The 20569-nt window shown below is 39.7% G+C and carries 17 protein-coding genes; 6 read left to right on the forward strand and 11 right to left on the reverse strand.

What is annotated here, in order from left to right:
* Positions 1-89 precede the first annotated feature (89 nt).
* The 3 genes from AC3KZC_RS13955 to AC3KZC_RS13965 all read right to left on the reverse strand — a co-directional run bounded on the left by AC3KZC_RS13955 (position 90) and on the right by AC3KZC_RS13965 (position 4026).
* Positions 90-1928: a DUF294 nucleotidyltransferase-like domain-containing protein gene (locus AC3KZC_RS13955; protein WP_490577017.1), complete on the reverse strand. Its 1839-nt coding sequence runs from the start codon at positions 1926-1928 to the stop codon at positions 90-92.
* Positions 1929-2026: 98 nt separating this feature from the next.
* Complete coding sequence (locus AC3KZC_RS13960; RefSeq protein WP_490577115.1) at positions 2027-3751, reverse strand: sodium:solute symporter family protein; 1725 nt, start codon at positions 3749-3751, stop codon at positions 2027-2029.
* A gap of 11 nt (positions 3752-3762) precedes the next feature.
* Positions 3763-4026, reverse strand: coding sequence for a DUF4212 domain-containing protein (locus AC3KZC_RS13965; protein ID WP_490577016.1), 264 nt, complete (start codon positions 4024-4026; stop codon positions 3763-3765).
* A 413-nt stretch (positions 4027-4439) separates the two neighbouring features.
* Here AC3KZC_RS13965 and AC3KZC_RS13970 point away from each other — a divergent pair, with 413 nt between their 5' ends.
* From AC3KZC_RS13970 to purU, 3 genes are all read left to right on the forward strand, one after another.
* Entirely contained in the window at positions 4440-7886 is a 3447-nt protein-coding gene (locus AC3KZC_RS13970) for a PAS domain-containing hybrid sensor histidine kinase/response regulator (RefSeq protein ID WP_490577015.1), read from the forward strand.
* A gap of 217 nt (positions 7887-8103) precedes the next feature.
* On the forward strand, positions 8104-8460 hold the full coding sequence (locus AC3KZC_RS13975; protein WP_490577014.1) for a DUF3718 domain-containing protein: 357 nt from the start codon (positions 8104-8106) through the stop codon (positions 8458-8460).
* A 195-nt stretch (positions 8461-8655) separates the two neighbouring features.
* A complete protein-coding gene (purU, locus tag AC3KZC_RS13980; protein WP_490577013.1) occupies positions 8656-9489 on the forward strand; it encodes a formyltetrahydrofolate deformylase in 834 nt (277 codons plus the stop codon).
* A 57-nt stretch (positions 9490-9546) separates the two neighbouring features.
* Here purU and AC3KZC_RS13985 read toward each other — a convergent pair whose 3' ends face one another.
* The gene (locus AC3KZC_RS13985) at positions 9547-10200 is read right to left on the reverse strand and encodes a response regulator transcription factor (protein ID WP_490577012.1); all 654 of its coding nucleotides are present in this window, start codon (positions 10198-10200) and stop codon (positions 9547-9549) included.
* A gap of 83 nt (positions 10201-10283) precedes the next feature.
* On the reverse strand, positions 10284-12224 hold the full coding sequence (gene acs, locus AC3KZC_RS13990; RefSeq protein ID WP_490577011.1) for an acetate--CoA ligase: 1941 nt from the start codon (positions 12222-12224) through the stop codon (positions 10284-10286).
* Between the two features lie 378 nt (positions 12225-12602).
* On the opposite strand from acs, the gene AC3KZC_RS13995 reads away from it, so the two are divergent.
* A complete protein-coding gene (locus tag AC3KZC_RS13995) occupies positions 12603-13763 on the forward strand; it encodes a DcaP family trimeric outer membrane transporter (RefSeq protein ID WP_490577010.1) in 1161 nt (386 codons plus the stop codon).
* Positions 13764-14379: 616 nt separating this feature from the next.
* Here the strand turns inward: AC3KZC_RS13995 and AC3KZC_RS14000 are convergent.
* The 5 genes from AC3KZC_RS14000 to rplU all read right to left on the reverse strand — a co-directional run bounded on the left by AC3KZC_RS14000 (position 14380) and on the right by rplU (position 17470).
* Positions 14380-14754, reverse strand: coding sequence for a DUF3718 domain-containing protein (locus tag AC3KZC_RS14000; RefSeq protein ID WP_490577009.1), 375 nt, complete (start codon positions 14752-14754; stop codon positions 14380-14382).
* An 86-nt stretch (positions 14755-14840) separates the two neighbouring features.
* Complete coding sequence (folA, locus tag AC3KZC_RS14005; RefSeq protein ID WP_490577008.1) at positions 14841-15326, reverse strand: type 3 dihydrofolate reductase; 486 nt, start codon at positions 15324-15326, stop codon at positions 14841-14843.
* 62 nt (positions 15327-15388) lie between these two features.
* Positions 15389-16543: an Obg family GTPase CgtA gene (cgtA, locus tag AC3KZC_RS14010; protein WP_490577007.1), complete on the reverse strand. Its 1155-nt coding sequence runs from the start codon at positions 16541-16543 to the stop codon at positions 15389-15391.
* A 339-nt stretch (positions 16544-16882) separates the two neighbouring features.
* Positions 16883-17140 carry a 50S ribosomal protein L27 gene (rpmA, locus tag AC3KZC_RS14015; RefSeq protein WP_490577006.1) on the reverse strand — a complete coding sequence of 86 codons (258 nt, stop codon included), beginning with the start codon at positions 17138-17140 and terminating at the stop codon, positions 16883-16885.
* An 18-nt stretch (positions 17141-17158) separates the two neighbouring features.
* Entirely contained in the window at positions 17159-17470 is a 312-nt protein-coding gene (rplU, locus tag AC3KZC_RS14020; RefSeq protein ID WP_009838335.1) for a 50S ribosomal protein L21, read from the reverse strand.
* A gap of 380 nt (positions 17471-17850) precedes the next feature.
* On the opposite strand from rplU, the gene ispB reads away from it, so the two are divergent.
* Positions 17851-18822: an octaprenyl diphosphate synthase gene (gene ispB, locus AC3KZC_RS14025; protein WP_490577005.1), complete on the forward strand. Its 972-nt coding sequence runs from the start codon at positions 17851-17853 to the stop codon at positions 18820-18822.
* A 62-nt stretch (positions 18823-18884) separates the two neighbouring features.
* Here ispB and mdh read toward each other — a convergent pair whose 3' ends face one another.
* Positions 18885-19820, reverse strand: coding sequence for a malate dehydrogenase (gene mdh, locus AC3KZC_RS14030; protein WP_490577004.1), 936 nt, complete (start codon positions 19818-19820; stop codon positions 18885-18887).
* A 281-nt stretch (positions 19821-20101) separates the two neighbouring features.
* Between mdh and argR the strand changes: the two genes are divergently transcribed.
* Complete coding sequence (gene argR / locus AC3KZC_RS14035) at positions 20102-20569, forward strand: transcriptional regulator ArgR (RefSeq protein ID WP_009838332.1); 468 nt, start codon at positions 20102-20104, stop codon at positions 20567-20569.

A 20569-nucleotide genomic window follows, 5' to 3' on the forward strand; every position in this document is an offset into this window, starting at 1 on the left:
ATAAAGTGTTAGGTAAATTACCAAAACGACCTAACTAAACATGTCATGCAATCAAGCCACTCCTTGCTTGATTTCAAAAATAGAAAAAACTACAAACTGCCACGGGCAAATTTAAACGCCGTCGCTTGTTGGGCTTGCTTCACTAAATAAAAGGCTTCTTTAAGCTGATGTTTTTCAAGTGAAGTAAGCGCTTCTGGATTAATGCAATTACTCGGTAAACCCTCTTGGTTAATCTGACTGCGCAAACGCAACTGCGTTAAATAGCGCCAACAATCTTTTAAATCATATAAATCTTTTTTGTTGTGGGGCAAAATTTTCACTAAGGCATCGACTCGCTCAACGGTATTGGCCGCTTTGACACCACTGTTTAGCGCATAAAGCCTGACAATATCGTTAATAATCACGACCCCGCGTTTCTTTAAATCAAGGTATTTATGCTTTTGCTCGGTACGCTCTAATTTAAACTGATTAAACAATCCAATTGGCACTGAGTTGTTATTAATGTCTGTTGCCATTGAAGCAAAAAAGATTTGGTCTTTACTCATATCGCTGAGTTTTTGAGTAAAACTTTTATACAACTCGTTGGAACCTTCAACAAAACGCAAATCAAAAAATATTTTGCAGTTTAAAATAGCGCTCGGAGAAGGACTTTTGATCCAATGCGAAAATTTAGCGAGCCAATGCGAGATTGATAAACAACATTGTGGCTCGCTCGCCATAATGTTACCTGGGCATTTAGTAATGCCACACAATGCTAAATGCTCACAAACAAAACGGCCCATTGCAGCAAAATACTCGTACTGCAGGGGCGTGAGTTCATCGGGTAATAACAGGCCGTTATCTTGATCAGAATGCAGCGTTTGCTCTTCGCGGGCTTGTGAGCCAAAACAAATCCAACTAAACGGCGTTGGCGCAGCGCCATGATTTTCTTGATATAAATAAATGAGTCGAGAAGTCAGCGCATCAGTAATGCCACTCAGTAATTTTCCCATCAAACTAATATCTTCAACTTTATTAGAAAACCCTAATAACAACTCTGGAATTTCAAATGCATAACGCTTTACTTCAGCCACGGTAGTAGCTTTATAAATACGACCGATCAGCTGTACTGGGTCGGATTTTTGCTGCCTTAATAAGTCGGTGCTGGTGAGCATACCCAGTGGCTTATGGTTTTCATCTAACACAGGTAAATGATGGATATTATGACGCAGCATTAAATGCAGCGCAGAAAAGACGCGGTTGTTTTCAAAGATATATTTCGGTTTAGCGCTCATGATCAAACTAACCGATTCTTTAGGGTCAATTTCGCTCGCCAATACTCGATTGCGTAAATCACGATCGGTTACCACTCCAACAAGCCGATCATTTTCCATAATCATGATGGATGAAACACCATGCTGGCTCATTTTTTTTGCTGTTTGTCGGATACTGGCATCAGGTGATAGCGTCACCGCACCTTTGTGCATCACCTGAGAAATACGACGTTCAGACCAATTATCTGCACGATTTTTATAATGCGATGAAAGCAACCGATTGGCATGTGCGCGCACAAAATACTGTTCAAAGCCCTTATATTGATGGCGTAAAAAATCAAAACTTTCTTGGTTGAGTAAATACACAATGCCATCGGTTTGAACTTGTAAACGGTTTTTTATTTCATCGCCAGTTAACAATGAAGGATAACCAAAGTAATCTCCTTCCGATAACCGAGCCACCAGCTCACCACTTGGCTCAATTAAATCAAACGAACCAGAGCGGATCAGGTATAAATTTGGCTCCGCGGTATTTAGCCATTGATGCTGATTTTCTCGGCTGATATAGACAACTTGTAAATGGGCAATGAAGTACTCGGTAGCGGCAGGCGCTAATTCGGTAAACGGCGCTTGAGCGACAATAAATCGAAATAACTCTTTTTGCTCTATGGTCATGTCTATTACCTATGGGTTGCATCATTAAACACTGTACGCAATATAGTGAAAAAAAAAAGCTCGACCATAGTCGAGCTTTTTATTAAACACTGTTTAGACTAGTGGTCGTGAGCCGCTTCAGAACCTTTAGGGTTACGAATGCCTTCCACCATTTCTTGTACTTCAATCGGTGTTGCTGTTGTTACTTTCAATACCGCAACTGCCACAACAAAGTTTACCAGCATACCAATCAAGCCAATACCTTCTGGCGAAATTCCAAATAACCAGTTAACCGGAGAATTAAGCTCTGGGCTGATGAATTTGAAGTAAATGATATAACCCGCTGTGAACGTAATACCCGATACCATACCAGCAATAGCACCTTCTTTATTCATGGTTTTAGAGAAAATACCCATGATAATCGCTGGGAAGAAACTCGCTGCCGCTAAACCGAAGGCAAACGCAACTACCGAAGCCACAAACCCAGGAGGATTAATCCCAAAGTAAGCTGACACCACAATAGCCACCATTGCTGCTAAACGTGCTGCCATTAGCTCCTGCTTGTCCGTGATATTTGGTTTAAACGTCCGTTTCAGTAAATCGTGTGATACCGAAGTTGAAATAACTAATAATAAACCCGCTGTTGTTGATAACGCCGCAGCAATACCACCCGCAGCCACTAATGCGATAACCCATGCAGGTAAATCAGCAATTTCTGGATTTGCCAATACCATGATGTCGCGATCGATTTCCACTTCATTTGCTGAACTAGGATCTGTCATCTTACCCGCAGAGTAAGACATTTTGCCGTCACCATTTTTATCATCAAACTTAATTAAACCTGTACGTTCCCAGTTTTTAACCCATGCTGGTGCATCTGCGTACACAGTACCGCTACCATCTTTTCCGTTAATTGTATCAATCATGTTAACACGGGCAAACGATGCAACTGCAGGCGCTGTTGTATAAACAATCGCAATAAATACAATCGTCCAAGCTGCTGAAATACGTGTATCTTTAACACGTGGTACAGTGAAAAAGCGAACAATTACATGCGGTAAACCTGCAGTACCTACCATTAGCGCGGCAGTGATTGCAAAGATATCAATCATGCTCTTTGAGCCTTCGGTGTACTGCGAAAAACCAAGTTCGGTACTTAAACCATCGAGCTTATCAAGAAGGAACATACCCGAACCATCGCTCAGTGTTGCACCAAAACCCGTTTGCGGTAATACGTGGCCAGTCATCATTAATGAAATGAAGATAGCAGGCACTAAATAAGCAAATACCAATACACAGTACTGAGCAACTTGCGTATAGGTAATCCCTTTCATACCACCTAAAACAGCGTAGAAGAAAACAATAACCATACCGATGTAAACACCCGTTTCAATTTCAACTTCTAAGAAACGTGAGAACACCACACCTACGCCACGCATTTGGCCGGCAATGTACGTAAAACAGATGAAGATCGCACAAAAAACAGCAACCGTACGGGCTGTTTGAGAGTAATAACGATCACCGATAAAATCAGGTACGGTAAACTTACCAAATTTACGTAAGTAAGGCGCTAAACACAGAGCTAATAATACATAGCCGCCCGTCCAGCCCATGAGGTACACACCACCGTCGTACCCTGCAAATGAAATAATACCTGCCATTGAAATAAATGACGCCGCACTCATCCAATCGGCTGCTGTAGCCATACCATTAGCTAAAGGCGGTACACCACCACCCGCAACATAGAACTCTTTGGTTGATCCGGCTCGCGCCCAAATCGCTATCCCAATGTACAACGCAAACGTCGCGCCGACAATTATAAAAGTGAGAGTAGTTACATCCATCATCTTATTCCTTATTCGTCAACGCCGTATTTTTTATCTAATGCGTTCATTCTGAATGCATAGAAAAAAATCAAAGCCACAAAAGTGTAAATTGACCCTTGTTGTGAAAACCAAAAGCCCAGTTTAAAGCCGAAAAAGCGCACTTCATTTAGCGCATCTACTAACAAGATGCCAAAACCAAACGAAACAACAAACCACACTATTAACAGCTTAAACATCAATGACAGATTTTCTGACCAATATGCTTTTGCTTGTTCTTCATTTTTAAAAGCCATTTATATCCCCTTACATTACCAATCACATGAGTGATAATTGTATTAATCGTCACCGTTGACTCTAGCAATGCAAAGCGATGTTGAAATTGAGACCTTAGTCGTAACAATCCGTTAACGCTTCAGTTTACGTAAACGTAAGGGTGCAAGGTAATTAAGTTAACCTTATGAAATAAATAAGAAATAAGATAGAAAACAACTTTCTATTGAAGACTAAAATGACCAACATTAGCCCAATAAGACATTAGTCTTACTAATACACTAAAAATAGAACAGGAAAGATTAAAGTTACATACTTTCAACGCCTTAGCCTTAACCTTTTGCTTTTTTTAATGTCAGCAAAGTCGCTTCAATTGGCACTTCTAATTAAAGTCATGTTACAGTTTGCTCACAAATAAAAATAAGAATGCGAACTCATGACCATTGCATTGATTTTTGTAGCATTAAGCTATATTGGACTCCTGTTTTGGCTGGCTAATTGGGGCGATAAAAATACCCTGCGAGCAACTCAAATAACACGCCACCCGTTTGTTTATTCGCTGGCTTTAGGTATTTATTGCACCTCGTGGACCTTTTATGGCGCAGTCGGCACTGCGGCTAATCATGGTTGGAGTTACTTACCCATTTTACTTGGCCCTGCTTTGTTATTTATTTTTGGCCAGCGATTTTTACGCAAACTTGTTTTAGTCAGTAAAAAACAAAATATCACCACCATTGCTGATTTTATTTCTGCACGCTATGGCAAGCGCCAATTTACCGCCATTTTAGTCACTTTAATTGCTCTTTTAGCGACCATTCCTTACATTGCGCTTCAACTAAAAGCACTTAGTACGAGCTTCGTATTACTGCAGCATAATGAAGGGGTCTCAGGCACATTGCTGGCTTTTTTTGGCACATTAGCAATGGCACTGTTTGCAATATTTTTTGGTACTCGCAAAGTAGATGTAACCGAATATCGCTCAGGCCTAATGCTCGCCATCGCATTTGAATCACTGGTTAAATTGTTAGCGCTAATGGCTGTGGCGGGCTTATCTATTTATGTTTTAACCCAAGATAATACCGATTTACTGCGAGTATTTAATCATCCAGAGATGTTCACTCATTGGCACAGTAATGACTTTTTTAGTTTTAATTTTATTGGCCAGTCACTGATGGCAGCAGCGGCGATTATCTGTTTACCAAGGCAATTTCATGTCACCGTAGTCGACAATCAAGATGTCGAACACCTTAAAACTGCGCGCTGGGCATTTCCTTTGTATTTAATTCTCACAGCCGGTGTCATCATCCCGATTGCTGGCGCTGCGATGCACCCAGATATTGGCATTATGGCTGGCGCAGATAGCTTTGTATTAGCGCTTCCCCTTAATCAGGGCTTTGATGTCCTTGCGACATTTGTATTTGTCGGCGGGCTTTCAGCTGCCACCGCGATGATTGTCGTGGCGACACTCACTTTAAGCACCATGATCTCCAACGACGTTTTATTACCAATGATGCTCAGACGCAAGTTTCGTCGTAATCTCATTACCAGTAGCTATAAGCGTCGTATTTTATTGGTCAGACGCATCACCATTGCAGCTATTTTAGTGCTGTCTTATTTTTATCAGCAAATGTTTGGTGATCAGTCAGCTTTGGCAAGCATGGGGCTGGTCGCGTTTTCATTAGTGACTCAGTTACTGCCCGCGATAGTAGGAGGCCTTTATTGGCGCAAAGGTCATGCCTACGGCGTGTATGCCGGATTAATGGCTGGCTTTATTTGTTGGTTACTCTTTTTAATGATCCCTGTGATCCAGGGGATCCCTAATGGCACTGCCACACTACAACAAAGCGTGATGACTCAAGGCACCTTTATCGCCCTTTTTGCTAATATTGTGTGCTACATCAGCTTTAGTTTAGGTGCACATGAGCGCTTAGTAGACAAAATTCAAGCTGCCGCTTTTGTTAACCCCAAAGAACAACATATCTTTACTAAGCGAACGAATAAGCAAATTAAAGCCTCTGTATATGATCTTAAAGTATTACTGCAAACTTTTTTAGGCATAGAAAGAGCGAAACAAATCATCGTACATTTTGCGATGTTAAATGACATTGGCGATGACAATACCATTCCAAGCAATGAGTTTGTTGATTATTGTGAACGTTCGCTTGCAGGTGTTCTGGGCGCTTCCTCAGCTCGTGCCATCATTGGCGCTGTCGTATCAGGTAAACAAATGGCCTTTGAAGAAGTTGTTAACTTTTTTGATGAAACCACACAAGCACTGCAATTTAACCAAAACTTACTTTACACCTCGCTTGAAAATCTTAGCCATGGTATTTCGGTTGTTGATAAAGATTTAAAGCTTGTTGCATGGAATAAACGTTACTTTGAAATGTTTGAATACCCAGAAAACTTCTTAGAATCTGGCCAACCGATTGAAGAAGTGATTCGTTTTAATGTCGGTAAAGGAGACTGTGGCGAAGGTGAATTTGAAGAGCAAGTCCAAAAACGAGTTCAACATTTACGTAACGGCACACCTCACCACTTCACTCGCAAACGAAAAAGTGGCCAGGTAATTGAAATGATAGGAAATCCACTACCAGGAGGTGGATTTGTAACGTGCTTTTCAGATATTACCAATCACATTGAAACACAAGATGCACTAGAGGAAATAAACTTTGATTTAGAAAATCGAATTGAAGCAAGGACCCAGCAAATACGTGCTATTAATGCTAATTTAGAAGCACAAATTGTAAAACGAGAACAAACTGAGCATGCCCTAAATCAAGCCAAGCAAGAAGCCGAAAAAGCAAATGAAAGTAAAACTCGGTTTTTAGCCTTGGCAAGCCACGATATTTTACAACCCCTAAATGCAGCAAGACTGTACTTAGCCGCCATTGACAGCCAAGAACTCAGCGCATCAAATAAAAGCACCTTCAATAAGTTAGGTGATAGCCTTGATTCAACAGTCCATTTAATGTCTGCATTACTCGAAATTGCAAAACTAGAGCAAGGCGCAATGACCCCAAATCCTCGTCACTTTGCTATTGCAGATATTTTAACGCCATTAGCAAACGAATATTCTATTTTGGCGAAAAATAAAGGACTACAACTGAAAATTAGAGGCTCTGATGCCATTGTACATACCGACACTACTTATTTACGGCGGATCATTCAAAACTTAGTATCAAATGCCGTCAAATATACCGAACAAGGTAAAGTGTTAGTGGGCTGCAAAAAACGAGGTTTACATTTAGTGATTGCCGTTTGGGATACGGGTCCTGGGATTTCTGAATATGAACAGCAACGGATTTTTAATGATTTTTACCGCATCGGTAAAAGCGATAATAAAGGAGTAGGATTAGGGCTTGGCGTGGTCAAACGCATGGCCGATATGCTATCACTGCCTTTGATGCTTAACTCTAACCTTGGTAAAGGCAGCTGCTTTAGTGTCGAAGTACCACTTGGACAACAAGAGAAAATTCAAGCAAAAGATATCAACGCCGTGCTTTCTGAGCAACGTGAAACACTTAACATTATTATGGTTGATGATGATGAAGAGAATCTTATTGCGATGGGTACACTGTTGAAAAAATGGGGTGTGCATCATCGTGCATTTTCAAATGTCGCAAGTTGTTTAAATCACGCCAAGCAAAGTGGTGCCCCTGATGTCATTTTAATGGATTACCAACTTGCAGAGCAGTGTGATGGTATTACGTTAATAAAAACGTTACGGGAGATCTGGCAAAAGTCTGTGCCTGCAATTTTGATTACTGCGGTGCGCGATCAAGCCCTCAAAGAGCAGCTGAAAGCGCAAAATATTCATTATCTTAGCAAACCAATAAAACCTGCTAAGCTTAAAGCACTGTTAAACCATAACAGTCGCTAACTGTGCGGATGTGAGTGACATCACACCAAAAGCAATACTAAAGTATTATTTTATTTTTTTTGTTAGTTATTTAGTGCAAAAAAATTAAATATAATTAAACTGTATTTAACAAACTAAACTGTACCTAAAACGTTTTTGTATTAACGACTTAGGTGCATATTTAGCGCACCTTTAGTGCAATAAATAATGGCAACAATACGACTCACGGGATCTAACAATGAAGAAAACTTTACTTACTCTTAGTGCATTTGCATTAGTTTCAATTTCTACTTTTAGCGCCAATGTTGCAGCAGAAGGCGACACATCTGTGCGCATTTGTGAATACACTCAAATTGATGATAAATCACGTTTACGTTCATTTTTAAAAGATAATAATTTAAAGATTCGTGATATTTTTGATAAAGTTCAATGTAACGGTGAAAATATTTTAGCATTTTCAGCGACATCAAAAGCTCTTAATACGGGTGAGTTCATCATCGGTCAATTACCAAAATCAGTTGTAAGTGATAACCTAGCTACAATTAAAGAAAAATCACCACACCTGTTACTTGTTGCTGAAGAGCGTGTGAAGTAATACTTATTTTTACCAAAAGAACCGACCTTGAGTCGGTTTTTTTATTGCTATTTTTTACGCCCACTAAATCCTCTTTTATTCACTTGCCCTAAAAAAGATTCAATGATAAGTATCTACTCACTGAGTAAGGTCTTAACTCGCTCGGAAAAGTACTTAGCTAACGCTATAAGCATATCTAAATGGGAATGAGGAACCATGAAAAAAATATTATTAACAGACTGCCCCGACGCAAAAGGGTTAATTGCAAAAATAACGGGGTTATGTTTTGAACATGAACTCAATATCATTAAAAATAATGAATTTGTAGATAATCTCAATCAACGCTTTTTTATGCGCACTGAATTAGAAGGCGACTTTGAACACAAAGATTTACTTGCCCAGCTACGCACCATTTTACCGCCAAACAGCCATGTGAGTTTAAAAGAGCAACAGAAATTAAACGTAGTATTACTGGCCACCAAAGAAGCGCACTGCTTGGGTGGGGTATTATTAAAATGTTTTGAAAACGCATTCAATATTAAAGTGATGGCAGTTATCGCCAATTACGACGACTTAGCACCGCTGGTAACCGGCTTTGGTGTTCCTTTTCATGTTATTAGTCATGACGGGCTGACCCGCGATGAACACGATGCAAAAGTCGCAGCCAAAATTGCTTCGTATCAACCTGATTTAGTCGGACTTGCGAAATACATGCGGATATTAACCCCTCAATTTGTTCGTCAATTTAGTGGCAAAATAATTAATATCCATCATTCGTTTTTGCCTGCATTTATTGGTGCAAAACCTTATGAACAAGCCTACCAACGCGGTGTGAAGATTATTGGTGCAACGGCGCATTTTGTGACAGACGAGCTTGATGAAGGCCCTATCATTGCACAAGATGTTATTCATGTAACCCATGATAATGGCGCTGCTGATTTAGCTAAGCTTGGGCGAGATATCGAAAAAAATGTATTTTGCAGAGCCTTACAATTGGCGTGTGAGCATCGACTTTTTATTAATGATAATAAAACGGTGGTATTTCGTTAAGCGTTGTTAGGGGTGTTAGATTAATAAACAATTAATCTAACACTGAATATAAAAGCGTTAATTGCTTTCTGTTTGTGGTTCTAATTGCAATTTAGACGCGATTAAAACCGCCTGAGTGCGATTATACACACCTAACTTTCTGAAAATAGCGGTAATGTGGGCTTTAACTGTGGCTTCAGATATATGCAGTTCGTAGGCGATTTGTTTGTTTAATAAGCCTTCGTGTAAATAACTGAGCACTTTATATTGCTGTGGTGTGAGTGAAGCGATTTGCGCTGCAATACCGATATCGTCTGGGCTTAAGTCGGCGACTTGGTCTTTTAATTTTGTTGGTAACCATGTTTCACCTTCTAACACTTGACTAATGGCATCTGCAATTTCGACTGATGATAACGATTTGGGAATAAACCCCATCGCACCATAGCTCATTACTTTTGATACCACCTGAATCTCTTCGCTGCCAGAGACAACAACGATGGGTAACTCAGGGTAATCTTCTCTTATGCGAATTAAACCATATAAATCATCATTACCTGGCATATGCAAATCAAGCAGTAAAATGTCTAACTCGTCATTTTGCTTTAGTAATTCTAATGTCGCCTCAAAATTATCTGACTCTAATACTTCTAAATCAGTAAACGCTGATTGCAACGCCCCTTTTAAGGCCTCCCGAAATAAAGGGTGATCATCCGCGATCAAAAACTGGCTCATTGTCTACTCCTAATAAAATCGGCTGTTATCCTAACAGGTAACAGCCGACATCTTACTTGTTGTACTCACGTATGTGCAACATTTTAGCGATTGAGTCGATTCTCAATCAGCTCTTCAACCACACTTGGATCTGCAAGTGTCGACGTATCGCCTAGTTGTTGATATTCGTTAGCTGCTATCTTACGTAAAATACGGCGCATAATTTTACCTGAGCGCGTTTTTGGTAGGCCTGGTGACCATTGGATCATGTCTGGCGACGCAATTGGGCTAAGCTCTTTACGCACCCAGTTACGTACTTCTTTGGTCAATTCATCTGTTACTTGTACGCCATCGTTAGGCGTAATGTACACATAAATACCTTGCCCTTTGATATCATGCGGATAACCCACCACAGCCGCTTCAGCTACCGCAGGATGAGCAACAAGTGCGCTTTCAATCTCTGCAGTACCTAAACGATGCCCTGACACATTTAATACGTCATCTACACGTCCAGTGATCCAGTAATAACCATCTTCATCACGACGACAACCATCACCTGTAAAATACACACCTGGATAAGCAGAGAAATACGTTTGCTCAAACCGTTCATGATCGCCATAAACTGTACGCGCTTGCGCAGGCCAGCTATCTAGAATAACCAAATTCCCCTCTGTTGCATCACTAAGTGTGTTACCTTCTGCATCAAATAATGCAGGCGCAATACCAAAAAATGGACGCGTTGCAGAACCTGGTTTCATTGCAGTAGCCCCCGGTAATGGCGTGATCATCATACCGCCCGTTTCGGTTTGCCACCATGTATCAACAATTGGGCATTGACCATTACCAATTTTATCATGGTACCAAGTCCAAGCTTCTGGATTTATTGGCTCACCCACAGATCCTAAAATGCGTAAACTAGTGCGTTTTGAGCTGGCTGTTGGTTCATCACCTTTTGCCATTAATGCACGGATAGCTGTTGGTGCAGTATATAAAATACTAACTTGGTGTTTATCAACGATTTCACCCATACGGCCAGCTGTTGGGTAAGTTGGTACACCTTCAAATAAGACTTGAGTACAACCGTTGGCAAGTGGGCCATATGCAATGTAACTGTGACCTGTCACCCAACCCACATCGGCACTACACCAATAAACATCGTTATCTTTTAAATCAAATACATATTCATGTGTTAGTGAGGTATAAACCAAATAACCTGCCGTGGTATGAACCACGCCTTTTGGCTGGCCTGTTGAACCTGAGGTATATAGAATAAATAACGGGTCTTCAGCATCCATCACTTCTGGTTCACACGTTGATGCTTCACCTTCAACTAAGTCATGCCAATAAATATCGTGGTCTAACCATTCAACTTCGCCACCCGTAAGCTGATGAACAATCACATGTTCAACACTTGTCACACTCGCTTGTGAAACCGCTTCGTCTACATTAGCTTTAAGAGGTACAGCATTACCACCGCGACGCCCTTGGTCAGAAGTAATAACGATTTTTGCACCTGAGTCACGAATACGATCGGCAATTGCTGAAGGTGAAAAACCACCAAATACAACAGAGTGAATTGCACCAATACGTGCACAGGCTTGCATTGCATACACAGCTTGCGGTGTCATCGGCATATAAATCGCTACGCGATCGCCTTTTTTTACCCCTAACTTTTTAAGGCCGTTAGCCAACTTACACACTTCATCGTGTAACTCTTGGTACGTGATATGCGCTCCATGCTCCGGATTATCACCTTCCCAAATTAGCGCGACTTTATCTGCTTTGTCTTTTAAATGACGGTCGATACAGTTGTAAGATACGTTCAATTGACCATCTTCATACCAGCGAATATCAACATGGCCGGTATCGAAAGAAGTGTTTTTAACTTTAGTAAATGGCGTTATCCAATCAAGACGTTTACCTTGCTCTTTCCAAAATGCAGCGGGATCGTCAATTGACCATTGATAAAGTTCTTGATATTTCGCGTCATCAATTAATGCATTTGCTTTAATTGACTCTGGTACTGGATAAATACTTTGTGACATAACAGTCTCCTAAAAAATCGTGCCTTGAGCATATACTCCCAAGAATTACCCAGCTACCTCCTATTAAACATTAGACCTTAGTATAGATAGAGCCCTCAATTGATTAAGAACAAGCCATTAACGAATATTTTTTAGTTTTTTTACAAAAAACCACCTCAAAAATCACAGTTTCTATCTATTAAAGCCAATGAATACTCATAGTTTGCTCCTGTGAACAATGTTCTGTATATAAGTGGCGCTCTTACAAATACGTTTAAAAATGGCTGATTTATTACATAATATTTACATCTAACACCTTAGTCGTATAGACCAAAAGGTAATTGAGCAAATTCTATTCATAAACAACAGTAAGTCAGCACGTTCATATGGGAAACAGTGATGAAAACAATTACATTAACAAAAAAATTAAGCGCAATTGCAGTTCTTAGCGCACTCAGCTTGGGTGTTCAAGCTGCAAGTTTAGATTCAACAAATGTTACTTATGGTGGTTATGTAAAATTAGATGCTATGTGGAGCGATTTCTCCGCTGGCACGATTTCTGGTGGTAGTATTGGTCGTGATTTTTATGTTCCGGTGACCACACCAGTTGGCTCTGATGCAAAAAATAACGATGCAGTATTTGATATGCATGCTAGACAATCTCGTTTCTTCTTCGATACAGAGACAAAGCTAGATGGTGGCAAAAGCATTAAAACTAAAATCGAACTTGATTTTATGGTTACCGCTGGCGGCGATGAGCGGATTTCGAACTCATACGTACCACGCTTAAGACAAGCCTATGTAACCTATGATGGCTGGTTATTTGGTCAAGCTTGGTCAAACTTCCAAAATGTAGGCGCACTACCTGAAACCCTTGATTTTGTAGGGCCAACGGAAGGTACCGTATTTAGCCGCCAAACAATGATTAAATATACCAGCGGCAATTGGTCTTTCTCAGCAGAAAATCCTGAAAGTACCGTAACCGTTAACGGCGCTCGCGTTGAAACAGATGACGCTAGCATCCCCGATTTCTCAGCTCGTTATACTCATAATGCAGATTGGGGTCAGCTTGTTGTTGCAGGTTTAGCCCGCCAATTAAAGTATAATAAAGAGGATATCAATGCGACTGAAACATCTTATGGTGTAAGCGTTTCAGGAAAAATTAATCTAGGTAAAAACAACCTCAAGTTTATGCTTACACAAGGTACAGGGCTTGGTCGTTATATTGGTTTAAATGCTGCAAATGGTGCAGTACTTGATGGAAATGATCTGGATGCGATTGACTCAACCTCAGGATTTGTTGGCTATCAGCATCAGTGGAGCAACAAAGTTCGTTCTACGTTTGTTTATTCATTCTTAGAAGCGGACAATAACCGCGATCTAGCCAATGTTTATGGTAGCCCGACCAAATCAAGCACTAGCTACAGTGCTAATTTACTTTACTCACCGGAGAAACAACTTACTTTTGGTGTTGAATACCGCCATGCCAATCGAGAAGTTGAAAGTGGTGTTGATGGTGATTTAAATCGCCTACAATTTTCAGCTAAATACGCATTTTAATTTTATAGATACTTCCTATCAAATGCGGCTTCGGTCGCATTTTTTCTGTACTCGATTTTTCATCTAGACTTTGCGCTTATTTTTGTGATTAAAACACTTATTTGAAGTCATCAAAATACATTGCTGTCAAATCAACAAGTATGATCTCATCTTGATAAACGCATCACTATCACGCTTTAACTGATCTTATTTCATCTGCGTTTTGAATATGAGGCTCAAGCTAGACTTCTGAGTTAAGCATCTCTATCAATAGATTTTAAGACATACCAAGGCGAATTAACGTTTCGACGACAGGCCTATTTCAAGTTAATCGAACATAAGTAGCGTTGAAAATAGCAGCCTGAGATTGATTTATACCAATCACGATAAGTAAATGATCAAAAATAGCGTAGGAAAAACGCTTGAGAACAAGGCAGAGTTTTTCGATAAGTAGTTATTCTACAATCAAAAAATTTAACAAAGTTATCGAGTGTTTTAACAAGCTTGGGTGATCAGTTATTTATTACGATTGGTATTATTATCTAGTATTGAGGTTATCTAGTCTTCTGGGTATTTAGCGCTTTAAATAAAAAAGGCCTGCAAATACTTAGCAGACCTTTTAAAAAAATAAGGGGTATTACAATCCAGCACGCTCTTTAATCGCTGCAGCGATTGCAGAACCACCATGGCCATTTGTATTAGCCCAATCGAAGTCACCACTATCAACAAGCTTTTGTTTTGGTAGCTGCTTAACAATAAATTCGCCAGCGTTGGTTGCATTATTAGTCATCGCATGACGTAATAATGAATTTCCACCACACAAAATATCATCGTAAACATTTCGTAATTTTAAACGGCTATCATCGAGCTTTTTACGAAGGCGATTTTTATCATCAGCAGCAACATAATCACAAATACTGGCTACTAGCTCATCTTCTGCACGCACAGATGTTGACATAAAAACTGCGCTACTTACTACAGCCCCGAATAAAATGATGGTTGTTACTTTCATGAACGCACCTTCCTATTAATACTTTTTACCTAGTGAGAGTGTAAAAATTCTATCAGAATGCTAAAAATCATGCAACAAGCTAATGATTATTTAGTATAAGTTACAAAAGTATAGCCATAAGGATTAAATTTGTCACTTTGGTGTTTTTCGCTTGAAACAAGCTGCCAAGGGCCTACTTTTTCATAGTCAGGAAATTGAGTATCGCCCATCGTTTCAAGGGCAATAAATGTTAAATATAAACGATGACATTTCGGGAGAAAAAGCTCATAAACATGCCCACCACCTATTATCATTACCTCATCAACTTCACCAGCAATTTCAATAGCTTGCTCTGGTGTTTTTGCAAAAAAAACGCCTTCAGCAGTAAAGCTTTCATTACGAGAGATAACAATATTTTTACGCCCTGGTAAAGGTCGCCCGATTGACTCAAACGTCTTTCTGCCCATAATCACAGGCTTACCTAAAGTGACCTTCTTAAAGTGCTGTAAATCAGCTGGTAAATGCCATGGCATTTGATTATTTTGTCCGATAATACGGTTATTTGCCATCGCAGCAATCATTGAAATTATCACAAAAACACCTAATACTTTTTCATTAAATTAATAACTAATAAAAAAGGCGCTAAGCGCCTTTTTTATCGTTGATATACGACTTCAACATCGTAATCATCTTCATCCCAATCTTCATCATCATCATCGAGATCATCAAGAATAACTTCTTGGTGATATGTATCCCACTTAAATTCGACTTCTTTTTGGGTTTCATGTTCAAATTTGTCTTTAGGCATAGAATCCAGAAGATCCATAACATTAAAACATAATTCTTTTGTATTTAGCTTACTGACAGCTGAAATCTTAAAAATGTTCTCATGCACATCTAATCGAGAAGCAATATCGCTACAAAGTGCATTTACTTCATCTTGTGGTAATAAGTCTATTTTATTAAACACAATCCAGCGTGGTTTAGAGGCAAGCTCAGGACTATAACGCTCAAGCTCTCTAACGATTGCATGGGCATTTTCTACCGGATCAGAACCATCTGCTGGCAGGATATCAATGATATGCAACAATACACGGCAACGCTCTAAATGCTTAAGGAAACGTATTCCCAAACCTGCACCATCAGCTGCGCCTTCAATTAACCCTGGAATATCAGCAATTACGAACGATTTGTTCACATCAGGTCGCACAACGCCTAGGTTAGGCACCAATGTCGTGAATGGATAATCCGCAACTTTAGGCTTCGCTGCTGACACACTACGAATAAACGTTGATTTACCGGCATTAGGCATACCTAATAAACCAACATCAGCAAGCAACAATAGCTCTAAACGTATATTGCGAATTTCACCTTTAGTTCCTAACGTTTTTTGTCTTGGAGCACGGTTAGTACTTGACTTAAAACGTGTATTTCCTAAACCATGAAATCCACCTTTAGCAACCAATAAACGCTGGCCATGACGAGTTAAATCGCCCATTGACTCGGATGTTTCAACATCAGATACGCGAGTTCCTACCGGTACTTTTAAAAATAAATCGTCGCCTTTTTTACCGGTACATTTAGCACCACGGCCGTTAGTGCCTCTTTCAGCACGATGGAAGCGTTCAAATTGATAATCAATTAAGGTATTGAGATTTTCATCAGCTTCAAAATATACACTGCCGCCATCACCACCATCACCGCCATCAGGACCACCTTCAGGAATGAATTTTTCTCTACGGAAAGAAACGGCTCCGCTACCACCATCACCAGCTTCGGCTCGGACTTCCACTTCATCAACAAATTTCATGGTTTCTCGCTTACAGAATAACTTGAATTTTTAACTTATAACAATTATAAATCGTTGCGTATTAGCTTTCTATAACATAATAGCAATCAATACTCTGAATAGAAAATTCAGTACAATCATTTCACATTTAATCTTTATCTTTTACTCAAGATACCGATATTTTACAAACCAAACAGTTTAAGTATCGCATGTGTAATTCATGCATCGTTAGTGTAAAAAACGAGTGAACCGAATGCTAGCCGCTAGATGACTGGTAATTTAGGAAGTTAAGTTAAACAAAAATAAATATTAAAAACAAAAAACCCCGCCTTAGCGAGGTTTTTCAAAACACCTTACTGATTACTCAGCTACGATGTTAACGTATTGGCGGTTTAATGGACCTTTATGCTCAAACTGAACTTTACCGTCAGTTTTTGCAAAAATTGTATGGTCTTTACCGATACCTACGTTTGCACCAGCGTGAAACTTAGTTCCACGTTGACGAACAATGATGCTACCCGCTAATACTGATTCGCCACCAAAACGTTTAACGCCAAGACGTTTACTTTCTGAATCGCGACCGTTACGAGTACTACCAGCTGCCTTTTTATGTGCCATCTATCTGTACCTTCTTAATTAAGCGCTAATGCCAGTGATCTTAACTTCAGTGAACCACTGACGGTGACCCATTTGTTTACGAGAATGCTTACGACGTCTAAATTTAACGATCTTAATTTTCTCGCCACGACCGTGAGATACAACTTCAGCTGTAACCTTGCCACCATCTACATAAGGTGCACCAATCGCAATTTCTTCACCATTAGCAACTAGAAGTACTGTATCAAACACAACTGCTGAACCAGTTTCAACGTTTAATTTTTCTAAACGTAATGTTTGACCTTCAGTCACACGGTGCTGTTTACCACCACTTTGGAAAACCGCGTACATAATTAACTCCATTCGTGCACCCTCAAATCGGTGCAACTAAATATTCTTCAATGGCCGCGAAGTTTACGCTAAACAACCAACACAAGCAAGTATATTCCACTAAAAAAAATAAAAATAAGCTTACCTATGAACCCATAAAAAAAACTAACACTTACAATGGATTAAGGTTAATAAATATCGTTCATGAATAGAATAAGATATTTTTCTGCTATCGTTCACTTTTTGAACCATCAATAGCTTTTTATCGCTAAGACTGATTTATTGACCTCCATTTTAGTTTAATTAATGCGCCGAAGCTAGCATTAAACGGTCGAGCTCATATAAATAATGATGTATAATCAGCCTTGCAAAACTACCCCTAGAAACTGGTCCGGAGATCAATGGATATCAAATCTATCCAAGCGCTTACAGATAATGATATGCAGCGCGTCAATCAATTAATTTATAAACAGCTGCAATCTGACGTAGCCCTTGTTAATCAACTTGGTCTTTACATTGTAAATAGCGGTGGCAAGCGAGTTCGCCCAATGCTTTCCATTCTGTCTGCAAAAGCACTCGGCTATCAAGGTGATGCACATATCACACTCGCTGCAATTGTTGAATTTATTCACACCGCCACTCTATTGCATGATGATGTTGTTGATGAGTCTGATTTACGTCGCGGTAATGCCACTGCAAATGCTGAATTTGGCAATGCAGCGAGCGTACTCGTTGGTGATTTTATTTATACTCGCGCCTTTCAGCTTATGGTTGGCCTTGAAGAAATGCGTGTAATGAAAATTCTAGCTGACGCAACAAATGTTATTGCTGAAGGCGAGGTTTTACAGTTAATGAATTGTAACGATCCTGACACAACTGAACAAAGTTACATGCAAGTCATCTATAGTAAAACAGCGAAGCTTTTTGAGGCTGCGACTCAGCTTGCAGCAGTCATTACGCAGCAAAAATCTGAGGTAGAAGAACAATTAAAGTTTTATGGCATGCATTTGGGCACTGCATTTCAACTCGTCGATGATGTACTTGATTACAGTGCAGACCAAGCTGAACTGGGTAAAAGTATTGGGGATGATCTTGCTGAAGGTAAGCCTACTTTACCACTCATTTATGCAATGAAACACGGCAATAAAGAGCAAGTTGCATTAATCCGCCAAGTGATAGAACAAGGAAATGGTCGTGCATTTTTAAATGATGTACTCAAAGCCTTAGCGGATACGGATGCTCTAAACTTCACTCTTAATAAAGCAAAAGAGGAATCGCAAAAGGCGATAGCATGCTTAGCTGTATTACCAGACTCAAAATATAAAGAAGCACTGATTGGATTAGCGCATTTAGCTGTTGATAGAACGCACTAAAAAGTAAAATCATTAAAACAAAAAGGCCAGCAATGCTGGCCTTTGTTATTTAAACAAGATTATTAACCTTGAATAAAATTAACACCTTCTTGAATGTCAGCTTTTAAAGTCGCTAACATGTCATTTTTAGCTTTTTCTTCAAACGCGCTTAATTGGCCGTAAGAAAGAATTTCAGCAACGCCATTTTTACCTAAACGGATTGGGTGTGCAAAATAAGGTGCATCGCCATTTTCAACAGCAACATACGCATAATCAACCACTTCTTCACCTTGTAAGCCTTTCACTAAAGACATACAGAAACGTGCTGCAGCTGCACCCATTGATAAAGTAGCAGAACCACCACCCGCTTTAGCATTTACAACTTCAGTACCCGCATTTTGAATGCGAGGTGTTAACGCTGCAACTTCTTCAGCTGTAAATGTAACGCCTTCAACTTGAGATAATAAAGGTAGAATAGTTGTACCTGAGTGACCACCAATAACGGGCACTTTAACAGTAGCAACATCAACACCTTTTAATTCAGCGATAAACGCTTCTGAACGAATTACGTCTAATGTAGTAATACCAAATACACGAGCTGCATCATAAGTACCCGCTTTTTTGAATACTTCAGCAACGATTGGTACAGTGCCATTAACTGGATTTGTGATAATGCCCACTAAAGCTTTTGGACAGTTAGCAACAATACCTTCAGCTAATGTTTTAATAATACCCGCATTTACATTGAACAAATCAGCACGGTCCATGCCTGGCTTACGTGGCATACCAGCAGGAATTAATACAATATCAGCACCTACTAATGCAGCGCCTAATGAATCAGCACCAAAACCTGCCACTTTTACATCAGTTGGGATATGAGATAAATCAACAGCAACACCAGGTACTACAGGAGCAACGTCATATAATGACAATTCTGAACCAGCTGGAAGACTAGTTTTTAATAATAAAGACAGGGCTTGGCCGATACCACCAGCTGCACCTAAAACGGCTACTTTCATTTATATTCTCCGTAAAAAGAGGTAGGTAAAAAAATTTGCCCCTAAAGATAATGAAAACTGCGCATAAAAACAAATTAAACCCGCTATTTTTATTACTATTCGCGACTATAGTAGTAAATTACTCTTTGCGTCCTGTATCATAAAAAAACCAAAACTTGCATAAACATGCAATTACCGACGTATCTTTTGCATTTTTTAGGCTTTTACACCGCATATTTTGTGCATATCACCGTGAAATTGTGTAGAATTTAATTATTAACTAAAAACTGACTAAGCAAGCGATGCAACTACACGACAAACAAGAAGCGCTAGTAAAAGCATTTAAAGCATTACTAAAAGAAGAAAACTTTGGTTCTCAAGGTGAGATTGTTGATGCCTTAAAAGAGCAAGGCTTTGACAATATTAGTCAAAGTAAAGTGTCGCGCATGCTCAGTAAATATGGTGCTGTTCGCACTCGCAATGCAAAACAAGAAATGGTGTATTGTTTACCTGCAGAAATGGGCGTGCCAACAGCAAAAAGCCCGCTACGTCAATTAGTTATCGACATTATGCATAATGAAATGATGATTATTATCCGCACCAGCCCTGGGGCAGCTCAATTAATTGCTCGATTGCTTGATTCGCTTGGTAAATCTGACGGTGTTTTGGGCACCATTGCAGGTGATGATACTATTTTTATTGCGCCGGCTAAAATAAGCGAAATAGATCTCACATTAGAGCGCATCAAGCACCTGTTTGATAACGTTTAA

Source organism: Pseudoalteromonas sp. J2K-J031 (assembly GCF_058197095.2).